The following is a 17754-nucleotide window of genomic DNA, read 5'->3' as shown; positions in this document are numbered from 1 at the left end:
TTTTACGTGAATTCGCGAATCAATCTGTGCAATGTGCACTTTGTAATTTGCTTCAAATTTATGAAGCAGGGGAGAATTAAGGCATGAGCATCACCATTGGACCGCCCACCGTCGATGAACTGCGTCCGCGGATCGCGGTGATCGGCATCGGCGGCGCAGGCGGCAACGCAATTGCCAACATGATCGCGGCGCATGTGGAAGGCGTCGACTTCATCGTCGCCAACACCGATGCGCAGGCGCTCAACTCGTCGACCGCCGAACAGCGCATCCAGCTCGGCCCCGATGTCACCCAGGGCCTGGGCGCCGGATCGCGTCCCGAAGTCGGCCGCGCGGCGGCGGAAGAAACCGTCGGCGACATCGAGGCGATCCTCGAGGGCACGCACATGTGCTTCATCGCTGCGGGCATGGGCGGCGGCACCGGCACCGGAGCAGCGCCGGTGGTGGCCAAGGCTGCGCGCGATCGCGGCATCCTCACCGTCGGCGTCGTCACCAAGCCGTTCACCTTCGAAGGCACGCGCCGTATGCGCGCGGCTGAAGCGGGTATCGCCGAGCTGCAGAAGAACGTCGACACGCTGATCGTCATCCCCAACCAGAACCTGTTCCTGGTCGCCAACCCCAACACCACCTTCAAGGAAGCCTTCCAGCTTGCCGACGAAGTGCTGCAGCAGGGCGTGCGCTCGATCACCGACCTGATCGTCAACCCCGGCCTCATCAATCTCGACTTCGCCGATATCCGCTCGGTGATGCGCGAGATGGGTAAGGCGATGATGGGCACCGGTGAAGCCGAAGGCGATGGTCGCGCTCTGGAAGCTGCGGAACGCGCTATTGCCAACCCGCTGCTCGACGGCGTTTCGATGAAGGGCGCCAAGGGCGTCATCGTCTCGATCACCGGCGGCGACGACATGCGCCTGATGGAAGTCGACGAAGCGGCCAATCACATCAAGGAACTGGTCGATCCGGATGCCAACATCATCTGGGGCAGCGCGTTCAACCCCGATCTGGAAGGCAAGATCCGCGTGTCGGTGGTTGCCACCGGAATCGATGGCGAAGCCCTGCACAACACTGAGGATTCGCGTCCGTTCTCGCTCGCCCAGGGTGGCACGCGCAGCTTCACCGCACCGGTTGCGGCGCCTGCGCCCGCACCTGCTCCGGCCCCGGCTCCTGCGCCATCCTTTGCTGCAACGCCTGCTCCCGTGGCGGCCGATGCCGCCGAAACGCTGGATCTGGGCGTGGCCGCGCAGTCGCTCGATGATGCCGATGCCGCATCGGCGGGCGACGAACTGCTGCTCGATACCGCCAGCATGGATCCGGTGGACGAGTCGGCGCCCGTGGCTGCTGCTCCTGCTGCAGAAGCCGCTGCGCCTGCCGCCAAGGCTCCGCGCGTGGCAACCGGCGGCGGCACGCTGTTCGAGCGCATGTCGAGCCTGTCGCGCGGCGGCGCCCGCAGTGATGACGAGGATGGCGACGACGGCACCGATGCGCCTCCGCTGAACATCCCGCGCTTTCTGGGCCGCCAGAACAACCAGTAAGCCTGTTGGCCCGCTGCCCCTTTCCGCGCGGCGGGCCCAGGGTTCCCGCAAGCTGTCGAATACGCGCCACGCTCTGCCGTGTGGTGATGCGGGATGCGCTTGCAATCACCTGGTCAAGCGACGACTGACGGGATCAACATGGCATTGACCCGATTTTCCCACTGGCGTTTCCTCGGCTCGGCCGCGACCCTGCTGGCAGCGATGGTTGCCCTGGCACCTTTGCCCCTCCACGCGCAGGAAGAAGGCCCCGATGCGCCCGATGCCGGTGAGGCCGGCTATTCCTCGCTCAATGTCGCGCAGCCCAAGGGCACGCGCGAATTGCAGAACGCGCTGCAGCGGCTCGCGCTCAACCCTGCCGATATCGATGCGCTGATCGACGGCGGCAATGCGGCCTTGCTGCTGGGCGATCCGCAGGCGGCGATCGGCTTTTTCGCGCGCGCCGACGAGATGGCGCCGGGCAATGGCCGGGTGAAGGCGGGACTGGGATCGGGCCTGCTGCTCAACGAAAACCCCTATGAGGCGCTGCGCCTGTTCGAAGAGGCGAAGAAGCTGGGCGTGCCGGAATCGGTGTTCGCGTCGGACCGGGGGCTGGCCTATGACCTGGTCGGCAATTCCAATGCAGCGCAGGCCGATTACGAGCTGGCGCTGCGGCGCGGCGGTGATGACGAGACGATCCGCCGCTATGCCCTCTCGCTGGGCATCTCGGGTGACCGCGCCGCTGCCGAGGCGCAGCTCGATCCGCTGCTGCGCAAGCGCGATGCCGCCGCGTGGCGCACCCGCGCGTTCGTGCTCGCGGTGTCCGGCGACGCGCAGGGTGCAATCGAGATCGCCGATGCGACCATGCCCAAGCGGATGGCCGCATCGATCGAGCCGTTCTTCCGCTTCATGGGACGGCTGACCCCAGCCCAGCAGGCAGCCGCCGCGCATTTCGGCCAGTTCCCGCAAGCAGCGGCGATCGGCAAGGACGATCCGCGCAACCGCCAATATGCCTCGGCAGGGACCCCGCGGGTCCGCTCGGGCCGCGCCGATGCAGGCTTGATCCCCGCAGGCGAGCCTTTAGGGCCGGGGGCGGACAGCAAGTCGCGCAAGGTCGCCAAGGTAGACAAGTCGCAGCGGCGCAGGCCGGGCAAGCTTTCGAAGAAGGAGCGCGAGGCGATCGCGCTGGCGCAGGCTGAGGCAGCAGCCAGGCCCGTCGCCGTCCAGGCGCGCGCGCCGGGCCCGGTTCCGCCGCCCGATCTGCTGATCCCCGGGCGTGGTAGCCCGGCGCAGATTGCGTCCTCGCAGCCCGCACCGGGCACCGTCCAGCCGCTTCCCGGCCAGTCGCGCCAAGGCCAGTCGCGCCCGGCGCCCGGCACCGTGCAGCCCTTGCCCGGCCCGACGCGATCGGCATCGGCGTCGGCAACGGTCCAGCCGCTGCCCGATTCGTCGCGCGCGTCGTCCGATCCGGTCCAGCCTTCGGTCGCCACCCAGGCACCGGTCCGCGTGGCGCGGGCTCCCCGCACCAGCGGCGGGCAGACCAACGTGGCAGTTCAGACCCCCCCGGCGCCGACGGCGGCCGATCCAGTTATACGGCAGCCGGCTATGGCCAGCGCGCAGGCCAGCGTGACGCCATCGCCCGTCACGTCGCCGCCCGCCACGCTGCCGCCGGTCGCATCCGAGACGCGGCCAGTGCGGATGGCAGGGATGACCGAACTGCCCAAGCCGGGGTTCAACTCGGTTCCGCCGGTCGGCACCTCCGGTCCGGCGGCGGCGCAGGCCAGCGTTGCCGCGCAGCCCCAGCGTCAGCCAAGAGCAGCCGAGCCTTCGCCGCCCGCGGCCCAGACCGTGCAAGCAACCCAACCCACTGCGATTGCATCTGCAGGCAGCGGACAGGGGGGATTTGATCTGGCGCAGATCGGCCAGCAGCCGCGTGCCGCTGCGCCCACCCCTTCGCCGACGCCCGTACCAGCACCGACCCAGTCTGCACCGCCTGCCGCCAATCCGGTCGCGCTCGCGGCGGCGAGCCTGCCGCAAGGTGCCGGGTCGCAGCCAGCGACCCCTGCCGCTCCAGCGCCTGCTCCCGCGCGGGTCAGCCTGTCGTCGGTGATCGCAAGCATCTCGGTTCCGCCCGAAGAACTGGCCCCGGACGAGAACGCGGTCGACATCACCAAGATCAAGCCGCTGCCGCCCAAGGTCGACCCCAAGATCGCCGAGGCCAAGAAGCTGGCGGACAAGAAGGCCGCGGCGAAAAAGGCCGCCGCCAAGCCCGCGCCGCCAAAGCATCCCAAGCGCTACTGGGTGCAGGTCGCAGGTGGCGCCAACCGCGCGGACCTCTCGAAGGAATGGAAGCGGCTGACCGGCGAGGCGCCTGCGCTGTTCAAGGGCAAGCAGGGCTGGTGGACGCCGCTCAACGCCACCAACCGACTGCTGACCGGGCCGTTCTCAGGCCCCAACGAGGCGCAGTCCTTCGTCAACACGCTGGCCAAGAACAAGCTCTCGGGCTTCAGCTTCACCAGCCCCGAAGGCCAGGAAGTCACCAAGCTGGGCGGCTGACCGCTGCACCGCTCTAGAGCGCGTCGCGGATCAGCCGGTGGACGTTGAGGTTGGCCTTCAGGCGGCTGCCCAGCAGGAATACGCCGCCGATCTTGCGCTGGATGAACAGCGTGTCGACCGGGGGGATCTGCCAGAAGGTCCGTTCCTTGGCAAAGGCCATGCCCTCGTCGCGCAATTCCATCGTCATCTCGTTTGAGGTGAAGTCGAACGGCGCGTCGAGGCGAAGCGGTTCGAATGCGGTGTCGAACATGCCCAGCACCGCGACCTTGTGGTTCTCCGGTGCATCGGGATGCAGCATCCCCAGCGCCAGGCCCCCCTCGCGCATCTGGGCGAGGTCGCGGCTCAGCCCGCCGCGCAACAGGGTACGGTAGGCGTCCGATACCCTGTCAGTCACCACCCGCGTCGCGCCAAAATCGAGCAGCACCAGCCGTCCGGTGGCCGGATCGAAGCGATAGTTGGCAAAATTGGGGTCGGTCTGCATCAGCCGGAAATCGAACAGCTCGCGCAGCAGCAGCTCGACCGCCAGCCGCACGATGCGGTCGCGGACTTCGCCATCCATGTCAGCGGTGTCCTCGATCGCGATGCTCTCGATATAGTCCATCGCCAGGATGTCGGGCGTGGTGAGGTCCGCATGCAGCGCGGGCACGTGGAAATCGGCGCTGCCGGCGAGCAGTTCGCCGAAGCGGGCAAGATGCGCGGCCTCGTGCGCATAGTCTGCCTCTTCGTGCAGCTGCGCCTTGGCATCGGCCAGCATCGGGTCGATGTCGATCCCCGGAGGCAGCAGCCCGGTGAGCTTGATCAGCGAGGCGACATTGTCGACATCGCTGTCGATGCTCTGGCGCACGCCGGGATACTGCACCTTGATCGCCAGATCGCGGCCGTCGAGCGTACGCGCGCGGTGCACCTGGCCGATCGAGGCGGCGGCGATCGGCTTGAAATCGAAGCTCTTGAAGCGCTTTTCCCAGCCGCGGCCCCAGTTCTCGTTGAGCACGTTGCGCAACTGCCCCTGCGGCATGTGCTGCGCATCGGCGCGCAGGCGGCCCAGGATGTCGGCGAGCTCGGGCGGCAGGAAATCGCCGGTGTCCATCGACATCAATTGGCCCAGCTTCATCGCTGCGCCGCGCATCGTGGCAAGCCTGTCGGCGATCTTGCGCGCATTGGCGGGAGTCAGCAGCAGGTCGCCGACGCTGGGACGCTTGCCCTGCGCCCATTGCTTTGCGCCATCGACCAGCATCGTCCCCGCAATGCCGCCAGCCATGCTGCTGAAACCGGCGAACCGGGCGATGCGTCCGCTGGGGACGGCCTGTCCGGAAGATGAGGCGACGGAACGCGATTTGGGGGGAAGCATGCGGGGTGTTGACCTGTGGGCGTTGGCGGCATCGGGATAGAGGCGTCGCCTGGCTGCTATGTAGGTGGGCGCCCCCCTAGCTGCAACTCGCTCCGCCCAGAACGCAGAAGCGCGCGCAGTGCGGATGGTTGAGCAAGACGCTGCGCGATGCCTCGGCCAATGTCGCCCCCATGTCGAAGCCCGGATCATAGGGCAGCAATGTGCAGGCCGCCACGGTGGGGCGCTCTGCACCCCTGTGCTTCACCACCATCCGGCTGGTCGCGCACATCATCGCATCGGGGCTCTTGCCCAGAATGTCCCAGCATCCGGTGCTGATCTCGGCGATATCGGCGGATGCGTCCATCTCGGGGAACATCACGAAGCTCAGCGGATTGCCGACATCGACCGGCAGGCCGTGCTGCGCGAACAGTGCGGCAAAGCCGGCGCGCGCCCGGGCATCGCTCTCATGCGCCAGATGCCGTCCCGCGACCGCAATGGCAAAGCCGTTCGTCGCCAGCCATTGCAAGCCGTCGATCGCCTTGTCCCAGCTGTTGCCGCCGCGCTCAGCCTCGTGCACGGCCTGGGTGTAATGGTCGAGGCTCACCCGGATGGTCAGCTGGCGGCCATAATGCGCATTCAGCGCCAGCAGCGCATCCTCATGCCGCCGCAACGGGCGCATCGCGTTGGACAGCACCAAAGTGGCAAATCCGCGCGACAGGCACAGCTCCAGGATCGCGATCATGTCCGGGTTCATGAACGGCTCGCCGCCGGTGAAGGCGATCTCGCGAGTGGGGAGTCCCGATGCGGCGATCTCGTCGAGATAGGCGGTGACCTCGGCAAGGCTGAGATAGACCAGTGCATCGTTGCGCGGCGAGCTTTCGATATAGCAGCTCTTGCACGCGAGGTTGCACAATGTGCCGGTGTTGAACCACAACGTCTCCAGCCCGGTCATCGCCACGCTGGCGCGCGGCTCGCCCTTGGCGGTGATCAGCGGATCGCGGAACTTTGCCGGGTCCAGCGGCGGAGCGTCGGCGATGGCAAAGGGGCTGGTGGGATCCATCGCCTATCTATCGCTTCGCTCTTGCCGCAGGAAAAGCAAAAAAGCGTCAGGCGTCGCGGGTTTTTGCCAGCCGTGATGCGATCGGTGCGGCAATGATCAGCTGAATCTGGTGATAGATCAGCGCAGGCAGGATCGCGAGGCCCGCCTGCGGCCCTGCGAAAAGGATCGCGGCGAGAGGCGCACCGGTGGCGATGCTTTTCTGCGACCCTGCGAACAACAGGCTGATCCGGTCCGCGCGGGGCAGGGCGATGACCCCGCCCAGCGCCCAGGCAGCGGCGATCGCGATGGCCATCATCACGCAGATGATCGCGGTGAGTGTGCCCAGCACGCCCCAGTCCAGCGCCTGCATCTGGCCGCCTGCGACCGCCGAGCTGAACGCGACATACACCGCAAGGACGATCGCGATCCGGTCGAGCACCGAAAGCAGCGCCTTGTTGCGGCCTGCCCAGGCTCCCAGCCAGCCTTGCGCCAGCTGACCCAGCGCGAAGGGCAGCAGCAGGATGGCCAGGATCCGCAGCACGGTATCGCTGCCGATCGCCGCGCCGCCCCCTGCGCCGATCAGCAGCGCGACCAGCAGCGGGGTCATGAAGATCCCGGCGAGATTGAGCAGCGCCGATGCCATCACCGATGCCGCGACATTGCCGCCTGCCAGCGACGAGTAGCTGATCGCCGACTGGACAGTCGATGGCAAGATGCCCAAGAACAGCAGCCCGACCACCAGCCCTTCGGGCAGCAGCCCGCCCTGCGCGCTGGCGGCGGCAAGGCCGAGGATCGGCATGAACACGAACACGAAGCCGAACATCACGCCCTGAAGCCGCCAGTTGCGCATCGCGATGACAACCTCTGCCCGCGGCAGGCGCAGGCCGTGCAGGAAGAACAGCAGAAAGATCGCCACCGAGACCGCGTGGCCGGCATACACTGCGGCCTGACCGGTAACCGGCAACAAGGCGGCCGCCAGAATGGTCGCCATCAGCAACAGCACGAAACGGTCTGGAATGAGGCGCGCGATAATCGACATCCAGACCCCCTGCTATTTTTCTGCCCCCCGTGCAACGACTTGCTTGGCAGGCTATCGGGTGCGACACAGTCGGCAGACAGGCAGCATGGGGGCGGACGGATGGACTGGCAGGCGATCACGGCACGGATCGAGGCAGCGGTCGCGCCGCACATCGGCACCGGCAAGGTGGCCGACTATATCCCCGCGCTCGCCCGGGTGGACCCGGCCAGGTTCGGCATGGCGATCGTCCAGGGCAATGGCGAGATGATCACACTGGGCGACAGCCACGAACCGTTCTCGATCCAGTCGATCTCCAAGGTCTTCACGCTCTCGATGGCGCTCAGGCACTATGGCGAGGAGGTGTGGAACCGGGTGGGACGCGAACCGACCGGCAGCGCCTTCAATTCCATTGTGCAGCTGGAAAACGAGAAGGGCATTCCGCGCAATCCGCTGATCAATGCTGGCGCGATCGTCGTCACCGACATGCTGGTCGCCGCCAGCAACCGCGATGCGATGGTGCAGGAATTGCTGGCGCGGTTTCACCGGCTGTCGGGCGATGACACCATCGGCATCGACGAGGAGGTGGCGGAATCGGAATCGGCGACCGGATCGCGCAACCGCGCGCTGGCGCACTTCATGGCCGCGTTCGGCAACATGGCCAATCCCGTGGAAGACGCGCTGCACGCCTATTTCCGCCAGTGCGCGGTGCGGATGAGCTGCCGCCAGCTTGCGCGCGCGGCTTTGTTCCTGGCCTATGACGGCTGCGACCCGATCAACCGCGAGCAGCTCGTCACCCGCGAGAACTGCCGCCGGATCAATGCGGTGATGATGAGTTGCGGCCATTACGACAACAGCGGCGATTTCGCCTATCGCATCGGTCTGCCCGGCAAGAGCGGCGTCGGCGGCGGCATCCTGTGCATCGCGCCTGGCCATGGCGCGATCGCGGTCTGGTCACCGGGACTCAACGCCTCGGGCACATCGATGGTCGGCGCGATTGCGCTGGAGGAACTGGTGGAGGCGACGGGGTGGAGCGTGTTCGGGTGAGGGCCATCAAAGGCTGAGCAGCGCCTTCAGCTTGGCGCGGACGTCCAGAAGGGTCGCGACCGGTGCTTTCCCCTTGCGGGTGGCCTTGCGTGCCCGCCAGTCGACACTCTTGATCTGGTCCGCCAGAACCACGCTGCCAGTGGCATCGCCGACAGCCACTTCAAAAGCATAGCCCTTGCTGCGCGATGTCATCGGGCAGCAGATCATCATTCCGCGCTTTTCATTGTAGCTCGCGGGCGAAAGGACCAGAGCTGGTCGGTGTCCCGCCTGTTCATGTCCTGCTTGCGGATCGAACTGAAGCCAGACGATGTCACCGGCGTCCGGGACATAGGCAGCCACTACCAGATTTCCTCGCCGACCGGTGATCCGAAATCGATATCGTCGGGAAAGGTCTCTGGTGCCATGGCGGCAAGCAGATCATCCAGATCGTAAGTGGGGACCGTCACCGGCTCGATGATGATCCGCCCGCCCTCCTCACGCATTTCGACCTCCTGATCGATCTGCATGGAAGCCGCTGCAAGCACCCGTGCGGGTATTCTAACAGACGCGCTGTTTCCCCATTTTTTGACTTGGCTCCGCATCGCCATAACTCCGATTGAGGCTTCGAGGATAAATCGGTGCTGGTCGGGTGTCAACATATGTATCTACACACTGATCTGCTGCGATGAACGAGACTTTAAACATTCCACAGCGATAACGTTGTGATGAATGCCATCACTCCGATAACGGCTGCCCAAGATGGCCAGCGGAAGGCTGCTGCTGTCCAGTCGTGGAACCAGCAGCGGAGTAAAATGATCGATACGTTCACCAGGTCGGAATTTGCAGTCACTCAAACGCTTCAGGTTCTAGCATCGATCGAAGGAAGAGGTGCCGGGACTAAACTCAATCCGAGCCTTCAAGGCAGATTTGCACAACTGCTCGAACTGTTCGCGCCTGCGGGTGCCTTCGCATCTGAGGGCAAAGCCATAGCCGCGCAGCTGCAGGCCGTTAGTGACAACATCGCTCTTCGCAACATGCTCTGTCACGGGCGCCCCACGATGTACCACGACGATGCCGGACGTTGGATTGTTCGGCTGGAAATGCTGACTGTGGTCAAGGCGCACGCAGAACCAAGAGAAACGCTGCTCACGCAGGAACAGGTGAAATTGACCCTTAAGGAGTTGAATTCCGTTTCAGCGATCTTGGTAAGCCGCCTCGAGCAATTGTGCAGGAATCTCGCAACTGCCAAAGGCCTCACCCCATCCGCACAGGTGGCGCCGGGGTCTCGCTGAACCGCGGGGCAGGGGCTGGTTGCAGCATGCCTGCCACTTCCACGAAGGTGCCGCGCTGCTTGTTGTGGGGATGTTCTGGCGCTTCGGTCAGGCTCAGCACCGGGGCGAAGCAGATGTCGGTGTATTCCATGATCGCGCACCATTCGTCGCGGGTCTTGGTGAGGAAAAGGGCGGTGAGCTTGTCCTTGAGCGAGACCCATTGGCGCGGGTCCATCTGGGCGTCGAACGCCGGATCGGTCAGCCCCGCCTTCTCGCGCAGCAGCGCATAGAATTGCGGCTCGATCGATCCGAGCGAGATGTATTTGCCATCGGCGCATTCATAGGTGTCATAGAAATGCGCGCCGGTATCGAGCAGGTTGACGCCGCGCTCGTCGCGCCATTGGCCGTTGGCAAGGAAGGTGTAGGTCATCGCGGAGAGCACCGCAGCGCCATCGGTCATCGCGCAATCGATCACCTGGCCCTTGCCGGTGCTGCGCGCCGACAGGATGCCTGCGAGCATGCCGAACGCCATCATCATGCCGCCGCCGCCGAAATCGCCGACCGCGTTGACCGGCGGCGTCGGCTTCTCGCCTGCGCGGCCATAACTGTGCAGCGCGCCCGACAGCGCGATATAGTTGATGTCGTGGCCGGCCAGCGGGGCGTAGGGACCCGTCTGGCCCCAGCCGGTCATCCGGCCATAGACAAGTGCGGGATTGTCGGCGAGCAGCACATCGGGGCCCAGCCCCAGCCGTTCCATAACCCCGGGACGGAAACCCTCGATCAGGCCGTCGGCCTCGCGGATCAGATCGCGCACCTGCGCAATTCCCTCGGGGCTTTTGAGATCGGCTGCGATCACCTCGCGGTTGCGGTTGAGGATATCGCGGTTGCCCGCATCGCCCACCGTGGAGCGGCTCGACGCGCGTTCGACGCGAACGACTCGGGCGCCATGATCGGCAAGCATCATCGCGGCGAACGGTCCCGGGCCGATGCCCGCCAGCTCGACGATGGTAATTCCCGAAAGCGCTCCGCCCATGTCTCTCACCCGTTTAATTAATCGATTAAAACGCTGCACGCTAACGTCCGTTTTCGGTATTGCAACCCCGATCTGCCGCGGCATGGTGCTGCACCGCCGTAGCAAATACATCCATATGTGGCGCGAGCGCAACTTACCGTAACGTAAAGCGCCTGCTGCGCCGCAGCATAGCGAGAAATCGCAGTTTTCCGGGCATCCCAGAAACATGCAAAAAGCTGCAGATAGCATTAAAAAATTGCAATCCGGCACGCGTTGTGACAATTTTCTGACTGCACCTTGCATCGCCTGAAGAGCGGTGGGGGCAAAAGAGCAAGATATACACTTTGCTTGTGGGAGAAGAGGATGCGCACTTTGTGGAAGCCCGTGATGGGCTTGCTTTGCACTGTCTCAATGACATCGATGGCTCAGGCGCAGGACGCGCAAGACTCCGATGCGCCTGAGCGGGAAGTCATTATTGTCACCGCCACGCTGCGCGCGGCTGACGTCCAGGACATCCCGATCGCGGTCACTGCGGTCAGCCCGGAACAGCTCGACCGGCAGAACGTTCAGGACATCAAGTCGCTGACCTCGATCTCGCCGAGCTTCAACGTCCAGTCTTCGCAGACCGAAAGCCAGGGCACCTCGATCCGCATTCGCGGCGTCGGCACCACCGGCAACAACACGGGCCTCGAAAGCTCGGTCGGCGTGTTCATCGATGGAGTGTACCAGTCGCGCCCCGGCATCGCGCTGGGCGATCTGCTCGATCTGGAGCGGCTCGAAATCCTGCGCGGGCCGCAGGGAACGCTGTTCGGCCGCAACACTTCGGCAGGTGCACTCAACCTGACCACCAAGCGTCCCAACCTGACCAAGGTGGAAGCATTCGGCAACTTCACCTACGGCAACTATGACTTCTTCAACGTGCAGGCCGGGGTCAGCGTCCCGCTGGTTAACGACCAGCTGGGTCTGCGGGTTTCGGGTGCCTATCGCAAGCGCGACGGCTTCCTGAACAGCGTCGGTGTCCCTGGCGCCGAAAGCAGCAACCGCGACCGCTATGTCATTCGCGGCCAGCTGCTGTGGGAGCCTTCATCCGATATCAGCATCCGCCTGATCGGTGACTATGCCAAGGCGACCGAAAATTGCTGCGACGCGGTGATCGTCCGCGAGACCGAGCTGCAGCCCTTCTTCGCGTTCCACGGCCTGCCCAATGACGGCGTCGCGGTGTTCGGCCAGTCGGCGCTCAACAATCTGCAGACCAACAGCCAGCAGTTCCTCAACAACACCGAGCAGTACGGCTTTTCGGGCGAGCTGAAATGGGATCTTGGCCCGGCGCAGATGACCTATATTGGGTCTTATCGCCACTTCGAGGCGGAGTCGGCGCAGGAATCCGACTTTGTCAGCCTCAACCTGTTCAGCACCGGCCGCGGCTCGACCGCAGCTGCGGGCTTCCCCCGGACCGGTGGCCCGATCAAGACCATGACGCATGAGCTGCGCTTCCAGGGCAGCGCCTTCAACGATGCGCTCGATTTCCTGGTCGGTGCCTATTATTCGGACGAAAAGATCGACGAGGTCCAGTCGATGACGCTGGGTACCGACTATCAGCGTGCGGTCAGCGCCGGTAACTTCGGCAATCTGGCAGGCGTCAATCCGCTGTTCGCGCTCACCGCGCTGGGCAACGGCGGCGTTCCAGTCAATGCGGCGGGCAACTTCGCGGTCAACCGCTTCCGTCAGGATGCCGAGAGCTTCTCGATCTTCACCCACAACGTGTTCAACATCACCGACAATCTCAGCCTCACTTTGGGTGCGCGCTATGTCGATGAAAAGAAGCAGGGCAGCTTCGACCAGCTGGCGGCAAACTCGCCGGCCTGTCAGGCGATCGTCAACGGCGTGATCACCGGTGCCGTGCCCGCCGCCTTGCGCGGCGGCGCGCTGGGCGCGACCTGCTTCCCCCACCTCTGTGGGGCTTACTGTCCCCGGTACCGGCGGCACCGTGCTGGCCAGCACCATCCCGGGCCTCCCGCTGCCGCGCGAGTTCAACCGGGTCTTCAAGGATGACGAGCTGACCTACACGGCGCAGATCGCGTACAACACCAACAACGGCTTCCTGGCGTATGCCGGCTTCAGCCATGGCTTCAAGTCGGGCGGTTTCAACCTCGACCCGGCAGCCGCCGCCAACGGAGCCAACCCGGCGTTCAATTCGGAAAAGGTCGATGCCTATGAGGCGGGGATCAAGACCGAGTTCGCCAATGGCCGCATCCGTGCCAACCTGGCGCTGTTCCACATGGACATGACCGACTTCCAGGTGCTCGAATTCACCGGGGTGCAGTTCCAGACGTTCAACGTGGCAGCCGCCAAGTCGACCGGTGCGGAACTGGAAATGTTCGGTCAGTTCGACTCGGGCATCTCGGTCAATCTGGCAGTCACCTATGCCGATGCGCGCTATCCCCGCAACTGCGCCAATGGCGTGGTGGGCAACGCCGCGACGCTGCAGACGGTGCGCAGCCTGTGCGGTGCGGATCTCACCAACGCGCCCAAGTTCACGGGCGTGGCCGGCATCACCTATGACAACCAGATCACCGATTCCGGTTGGAAGATGCTCGCCAACTTCAACATCAACTATTCGGACGACCGCCGCACCAGCACGTCGCCGCTGGATACCAACGGCCTTCCGATCCCGCTCGACATTCAGGAGAGCTATTTCAAGATGAACGCGCGGCTTGGTTTCACCACGCCCGATGACCGCTTCTCGTTCGAACTGTGGGGCACCAACCTCAACAACGAGATCACCCGCGGCATCACCGCCAACACCCCGCTGCGCGGTGGTGCAGGCACCCGCTCGCGCATCGGTTTTGTCGAGGAGCCGCGGATGTACGGCATCACGCTGCGGGCGAAGTACTGATTTGAGAGATTGATGGGGGACACTGGCTGACGGCAAGCCTGCAAGGGCAACACTTTCAGCCGGTGTACATCAGTGACCTGGGGCGATTCCGTTATGCGGGATCGCCCCTTTTTTATGTCACGCGATCGGCCGCGTCACTGCTTGGCGAAAGCGTCGGCGATCGAACAGGCTGCCGGACCCAGGATGACGACGAAGAGCGTCGGCAGGATGAACAGGATCAGCGGCACGGTCATGATCGCGGGCAGGCGGGCGGCCTTTTCCTCGGCGCGCATCATGCGCTCGTTGCGGAACTCGGCCGACAGCACACGCAGCGCGGACGCCAATGGCGTGCCGTATTTTTCGGTCTGGATCATGGTGGTGACCACCCCGCGCACCGAGTCCAGTGCCACGCGATAGGCGAGGTTCTCGAACGCCTGGCGCCGTTCGGTGAGGAAGGCGAGCTCGATCGCGGTCAGCGCGAACTCGTCGCCGAGCTCGGGATAGGCGCGGCCCAGTTCCTTGGCGACGCGGTTGAATGCGGCATCGACGGTGAGACCGGCCTCGGCGCAGATCACCAGCAGATCGAGCGCGTCGGGCAGGCCCTTGCGGATGGCATCGGTGCGCTTGGAGATGATGTTCTGCACGAACAGGTCGGGCGCCTTGTAGCTCAGCAGCAGGATGGTCGCGAACAGGCCGAACTTCTTCATCGGCGTCCAGTCGGGGACCAGCACGCCCAGGCCATAGATCAGCAACGCGGCAAGCCCGCCCAGCGCGATCGGCAACACCATGCGGCCAAAGATGATTGCAACCGCGACGTCCTTTGAGCGGATACCTGCCTGCGCGAGCTTCTGCTGCGCCGATTTGAGCTGCTCGTCCTGGAGCACGCGCAGCGATTGCAGCGTGCTGCGCATCTTGTCGGTGGTGTCGCTCTTGTGGACAATGCGCGTGCGCTTCTTGGCGGTGGATGCGGTGATCCCTGCCTTCAGCTGCTCGCGCCGCTCGCTCAGCGCCTTGACCCGCTTGGCCATGGGATCGCGCACGGTGGTGGCGGCATAGATGGCAATCATCACGGCAAGCGTCGCAACCGCTGCAAGCAGCGTGGCGACAAAGATCACGTCGACCCCCATCAGGGTAGGATTGGCTGCGTCAGGCACGGTTCCCTCTTCCCCCGATCAGATTTCGAAACTGACCATTTTGGCCATAATGAAGACGCCGATGCTCATCCAGAGCAGCCCGCCGAGTCCGGCGATCATCAGCCGCTCTTCACTGAAGAAGCCGGCCAGATATTCGGGGTTCACCCACCAGATCATGATGAACACCAGGAACGGCAGCGATCCCACGATATAGGCCGACGCCTTGGATTCGGACGAAAGCGCGCGGATCTTGAGCTTCATCTGCGCACGCGAGCGCAGCACCGCGCCGAGGTTGGACAGCGTCTCGGCGAGGTTGCCGCCGGTCTCGCGCTGGATGGCGAGCGTGATGCAGAAGAAGTTGAATTCGGGCGTCTGCAGGCGGTTGGCGCTTTCCTGCAGCGCATCTTCCATCGAGCGGCCGATCTTGATCCGCTCGGTCACCAGCTTGAACTCCTCGCCCACCGGGCCGGGGATTTCCTTGGCGACGACCTGCAGCGTCTCGGTGACGGGCAGGCCCGAGCGCAGGCCGCGCACCAGTAGATCGATGGCATCGGGAAAGTGCTGGGTGAACTTATTGAGACGGCGCTTGATGAAATGGCCGACGACCATGTGCGGCAGGCCGAAGCCCAATGCCGATCCGATGAACAGGCTCATCATCAATTGACCCGACCGCATATAGATAAGCAGCGCCACGATCAGCCCAAGGCCGATCACGACCTGACCGAACTGGACGACGGTCCAGCTCTTGCCGGTCATCGCCAGCCTGCGAGCCAGCATCTGGACCTTGGTCAGATCCTCGCCGGCCTGGTTGAACCGCGGCTTGCGGTTGGCGATCGCCTTGCGCATCTGCGCCTCGACCTTGGCGCTGGCATTCTCGCTATAGCGTTCGCGCACGGCCAGAATGCGACGCTGCAGTTCCTTGCGGGCGTTGGGTCCGCCAAACGCCATCGCTATCAGCGCGATAACGCTCAGGAGGCCGCCGGCCAACAGCAATGTCTGCACCATGTTCATGCGCATTCCATCCGCATTGTGGGGCCGCAGCGTTCCTGAAGGACGCCGCGGGCCCGGTTACTTCTTGCCGGGCTTGCTCGGCAGCAGCGACTTGAAGTCGCCGAACTTGCCGAGCAGCGATTTCTTCGCTCCGCCGGTATCCTTCTCGGCAGCGACTTCTTCCTCGGCCATGCCCAGGCAGCGGTCGGTCAGCGACTTCATCACCGCGCCCGCCTTGGTCGACTTGCCCGCCTCACAAAAAGGCTGGCCCAGCTTGGCAGCCTGCGCCGCAGTCTTGGGGTCGGCGGGGATCAGGAAGTCGATCTTGCGTTCGATCGTGGTCTCGAAATCGGCGCGGCTGATCTCCAGCGCGGCTGGCTGCACCTTGTTGGCGACCACCAGCACCCGCGCTGCCGGCGCGTTGCTCTTGAGCCAGGCGAGCAGGCGGATCGCATCGCGTGCCGATGCCAGCGTCAACTCGGTGACCAGCACCGCGATGTTGGTTTCGGACACCAGATGCGGATAATCGATCAGCATCTGGCGCGGCAGATCGACCACGGTGTTTTCGAAGGCGTGGCGGAACTCTTCCTGCAGCTGGAAGAACGCGGTGCCATCGGTGATCAGCGGCGAGCTGATCGGCGCTTCGGCCGAGAGGATCGACAGTTTGTCGTTGGCCTTGATCATTGCGCGTTCGATGAACAGCCCGTCGATGCGGCTGGGATTGTCGATGGCGTCGGTCAGGCCGCGGCCCGGTTCCAGATCCATCGTCAGCGCGCCAGTGCCGAAGTGCAGGTCGAGATCGAGCAGCGCGGTGGTGTGACCGGCATTCTTGCTGAGCTGCCAGGCGAGCGAGGTCGCGACAGTTGATGCCCCCACGCCGCCGCGGGTGCCGATGACCATGATGCCGACATGCGCGCGCTCGGCGGTGGCTTCACCGGCCTTGGGCGCGTTGAGCATGGCCTGCGCCTGCAGGATGGTGTCGCGGATATGGTCGGGGCCCACGGGCTTGAGCAGATAATCGTGCAGGCCGCTGGCGATGAGATCGCGGTACAGGCGCACGTCGTTGACCTGGCCCATGGCGATCACCACGGTGCCGGGCTCGCAGACTTCCGCCAGCGCGTTGATGTCGTTCAGCGGGTCGCCCGATTCGGACAGGTCGACCAGCAGGATGTTGGGGCTCGCGGTGATCGAGAGCGACTGCACCGCGTTGCGCAGGCCGCCCTTGTTGCACTTCTCAGGCGGCCAGCCCATGTTGATGGCCATCGCGCGGACTATGTCCAGCGTAGGCTCGTCGCAGATATAGGCGGCAAACTGGTCGCGGGTCGCGGCCATGCCAGGCTTCCACGGTGCGTTCACTGCGATCCTCCCTGCTGGGTAGAGCCCTGTTTCAATCCCTGCGCGCCGGTCGGCGGAGCCTCGCGATACTGCTTGATCGCAGCGTCGGAGCGCTGCGTGGCGACCGTGCCGCTGCCCGGCTCGCCGCGCACCAGATCTTCCTTGTTGGCGACCATCGATGCCATGTTGGCATTGACCGAACAGCCGTAGTTGCTGCTGGTCGCGTTGCGATAGTTCATCTCGAGCTTGGTCTGCCAGTCGGGGCAGCCGGGGACGCTGGCGGTGCTGCGGGTCACGACGACGCGGATGGTGCCGGGTGCGATCTCGCCGGTGGTGACCGGGGCGACATCATTGACCAGCAGGCCGTGGCGCGAGGCGGCAGCCTCGACCGCCGACTTGACTACGACGTTGCGGCCCGCCGGATCGTCAACCGCGACGCGATCGCCATAGCCCAGGTCCATCGCCTGGAACCATTCGGCGAGGCGCCTTTGTTCCTGCGTGGGCAGAGAGCCGCCCTGCGCGTTGAGATCGAGCGTGTAGTTCGATCGCGACACGATCGGCTGGTGGACGCTTTCCAGCGAACGGTTGCTGGCCATATTGCCACAGCCGGACAAGGTCAGGACGGCCGCTGCTGCGATGGCTGCATGATAAGCGCGCATTGATAGTCTCC

The 17754-nt window shown here is 64.6% G+C and carries 16 protein-coding genes; 6 read left to right on the top strand and 10 right to left on the bottom strand.

The genetic code is table 11. The features are described 5' to 3' along the window. Positions 1-83 precede the first annotated feature (83 nt). Together ftsZ and B5J99_RS02285 are read left to right on the top strand one after the other, a co-directional pair. Complete coding sequence (ftsZ, locus tag B5J99_RS02290; RefSeq protein ID WP_117351342.1) at positions 84-1529, top strand: cell division protein FtsZ; 1446 nt, start codon at positions 84-86, stop codon at positions 1527-1529. Positions 1530-1667: 138 nt separating this feature from the next. Next, positions 1668-4061 carry an SPOR domain-containing protein gene (locus tag B5J99_RS02285; RefSeq protein WP_162892418.1) on the top strand — a complete coding sequence of 798 codons (2394 nt, stop codon included), beginning with the start codon at positions 1668-1670 and terminating at the stop codon, positions 4059-4061. A gap of 13 nt (positions 4062-4074) precedes the next feature. Here the strand turns inward: B5J99_RS02285 and B5J99_RS02280 are convergent, their stop codons facing one another. The 3 genes from B5J99_RS02280 to B5J99_RS02270 all read right to left on the bottom strand — a co-directional run bounded on the left by B5J99_RS02280 (position 4075) and on the right by B5J99_RS02270 (position 7466). After that, positions 4075-5319, bottom strand: coding sequence for an ABC1 kinase family protein (locus B5J99_RS02280; RefSeq protein WP_117353320.1), 1245 nt, complete (start codon positions 5317-5319; stop codon positions 4075-4077). 166 nt (positions 5320-5485) lie between these two features. Then, entirely contained in the window at positions 5486-6448 is a 963-nt protein-coding gene (locus B5J99_RS02275) for a radical SAM protein (RefSeq protein ID WP_117351340.1), read from the bottom strand. Between the two features lie 46 nt (positions 6449-6494). Beyond that, on the bottom strand, positions 6495-7466 hold the full coding sequence (locus B5J99_RS02270) for a bile acid:sodium symporter family protein (protein WP_117351339.1): 972 nt from the start codon (positions 7464-7466) through the stop codon (positions 6495-6497). Positions 7467-7565: 99 nt separating this feature from the next. Here B5J99_RS02270 and B5J99_RS02265 point away from each other — a divergent pair, with 99 nt between their 5' ends. Continuing rightward, the gene (locus B5J99_RS02265; RefSeq protein ID WP_117351338.1) at positions 7566-8489 is read left to right on the top strand and encodes a glutaminase; all 924 of its coding nucleotides are present in this window, start codon (positions 7566-7568) and stop codon (positions 8487-8489) included. 6 nt (positions 8490-8495) lie between these two features. Here B5J99_RS02265 and mazF read toward each other — a convergent pair whose 3' ends face one another. Both mazF and B5J99_RS02255 read right to left on the bottom strand, forming a co-directional pair. Continuing rightward, entirely contained in the window at positions 8496-8828 is a 333-nt protein-coding gene (gene mazF / locus B5J99_RS02260; RefSeq protein ID WP_117351337.1) for an endoribonuclease MazF, read from the bottom strand. Continuing rightward, positions 8828-9070, bottom strand: a complete 243-nt coding sequence (locus B5J99_RS02255) for an AbrB/MazE/SpoVT family DNA-binding domain-containing protein (RefSeq protein ID WP_211337904.1) — start codon at positions 9068-9070, stop codon at positions 8828-8830. Before B5J99_RS02255 ends, mazF begins: the two co-directional genes overlap by 1 nt. A gap of 210 nt (positions 9071-9280) precedes the next feature. On the opposite strand from B5J99_RS02255, the gene B5J99_RS02250 reads away from it, so the two are divergent. Then, complete coding sequence (locus B5J99_RS02250) at positions 9281-9760, top strand: hypothetical protein (protein WP_162892417.1); 480 nt, start codon at positions 9281-9283, stop codon at positions 9758-9760. Here the strand turns inward: B5J99_RS02250 and B5J99_RS02245 are convergent. Then, on the bottom strand, positions 9723-10772 hold the full coding sequence (locus B5J99_RS02245; protein WP_117351334.1) for a CaiB/BaiF CoA transferase family protein: 1050 nt from the start codon (positions 10770-10772) through the stop codon (positions 9723-9725). The genes B5J99_RS02250 and B5J99_RS02245 overlap by 38 nt on opposite strands. 390 nt (positions 10773-11162) lie before the next feature. On the opposite strand from B5J99_RS02245, the gene B5J99_RS02240 reads away from it, so the two are divergent. Continuing rightward, positions 11163-12803, top strand: coding sequence for a TonB-dependent receptor (locus B5J99_RS02240; protein ID WP_162892416.1), 1641 nt, complete (start codon positions 11163-11165; stop codon positions 12801-12803). Next, positions 12739-13647 (top strand): TonB-dependent receptor domain-containing protein, encoded by a 909-nt coding sequence (locus B5J99_RS02235; RefSeq protein ID WP_162892415.1) that lies wholly within the window; start codon positions 12739-12741, stop codon positions 13645-13647. Before B5J99_RS02240 ends, B5J99_RS02235 begins: the two co-directional genes overlap by 65 nt. 134 nt (positions 13648-13781) lie before the next feature. Here the strand turns inward: B5J99_RS02235 and B5J99_RS02230 are convergent, their stop codons facing one another. The 4 genes from B5J99_RS02230 to B5J99_RS02215 are packed head-to-tail and all read right to left on the bottom strand — an operon-like array spanning position 13782 to position 17743. After that, positions 13782-14753 (bottom strand): type II secretion system F family protein, encoded by a 972-nt coding sequence (locus tag B5J99_RS02230; protein WP_054134064.1) that lies wholly within the window; start codon positions 14751-14753, stop codon positions 13782-13784. A 45-nt stretch (positions 14754-14798) separates the two neighbouring features. Beyond that, positions 14799-15770, bottom strand: a complete 972-nt coding sequence (locus B5J99_RS02225) for a type II secretion system F family protein (RefSeq protein ID WP_054134345.1) — start codon at positions 15768-15770, stop codon at positions 14799-14801. A gap of 57 nt (positions 15771-15827) precedes the next feature. Continuing rightward, positions 15828-17105: a CpaE/TadZ family protein gene (locus B5J99_RS02220; RefSeq protein ID WP_054134065.1), complete on the bottom strand. Its 1278-nt coding sequence runs from the start codon at positions 17103-17105 to the stop codon at positions 15828-15830. Continuing rightward, entirely contained in the window at positions 17102-17743 is a 642-nt protein-coding gene (locus B5J99_RS02215; RefSeq protein WP_054134066.1) for a CpaD family pilus assembly protein, read from the bottom strand. Before B5J99_RS02215 ends, B5J99_RS02220 begins: the two co-directional genes overlap by 4 nt. Positions 17744-17754 lie beyond the last annotated feature (11 nt).

The organism is Blastomonas fulva, from assembly GCF_003431825.1.
Classification (GTDB): domain Bacteria; phylum Pseudomonadota; class Alphaproteobacteria; order Sphingomonadales; family Sphingomonadaceae; genus Blastomonas; species Blastomonas fulva.
This window is presented reverse-complemented; position numbering and strand designations above follow the sequence as displayed.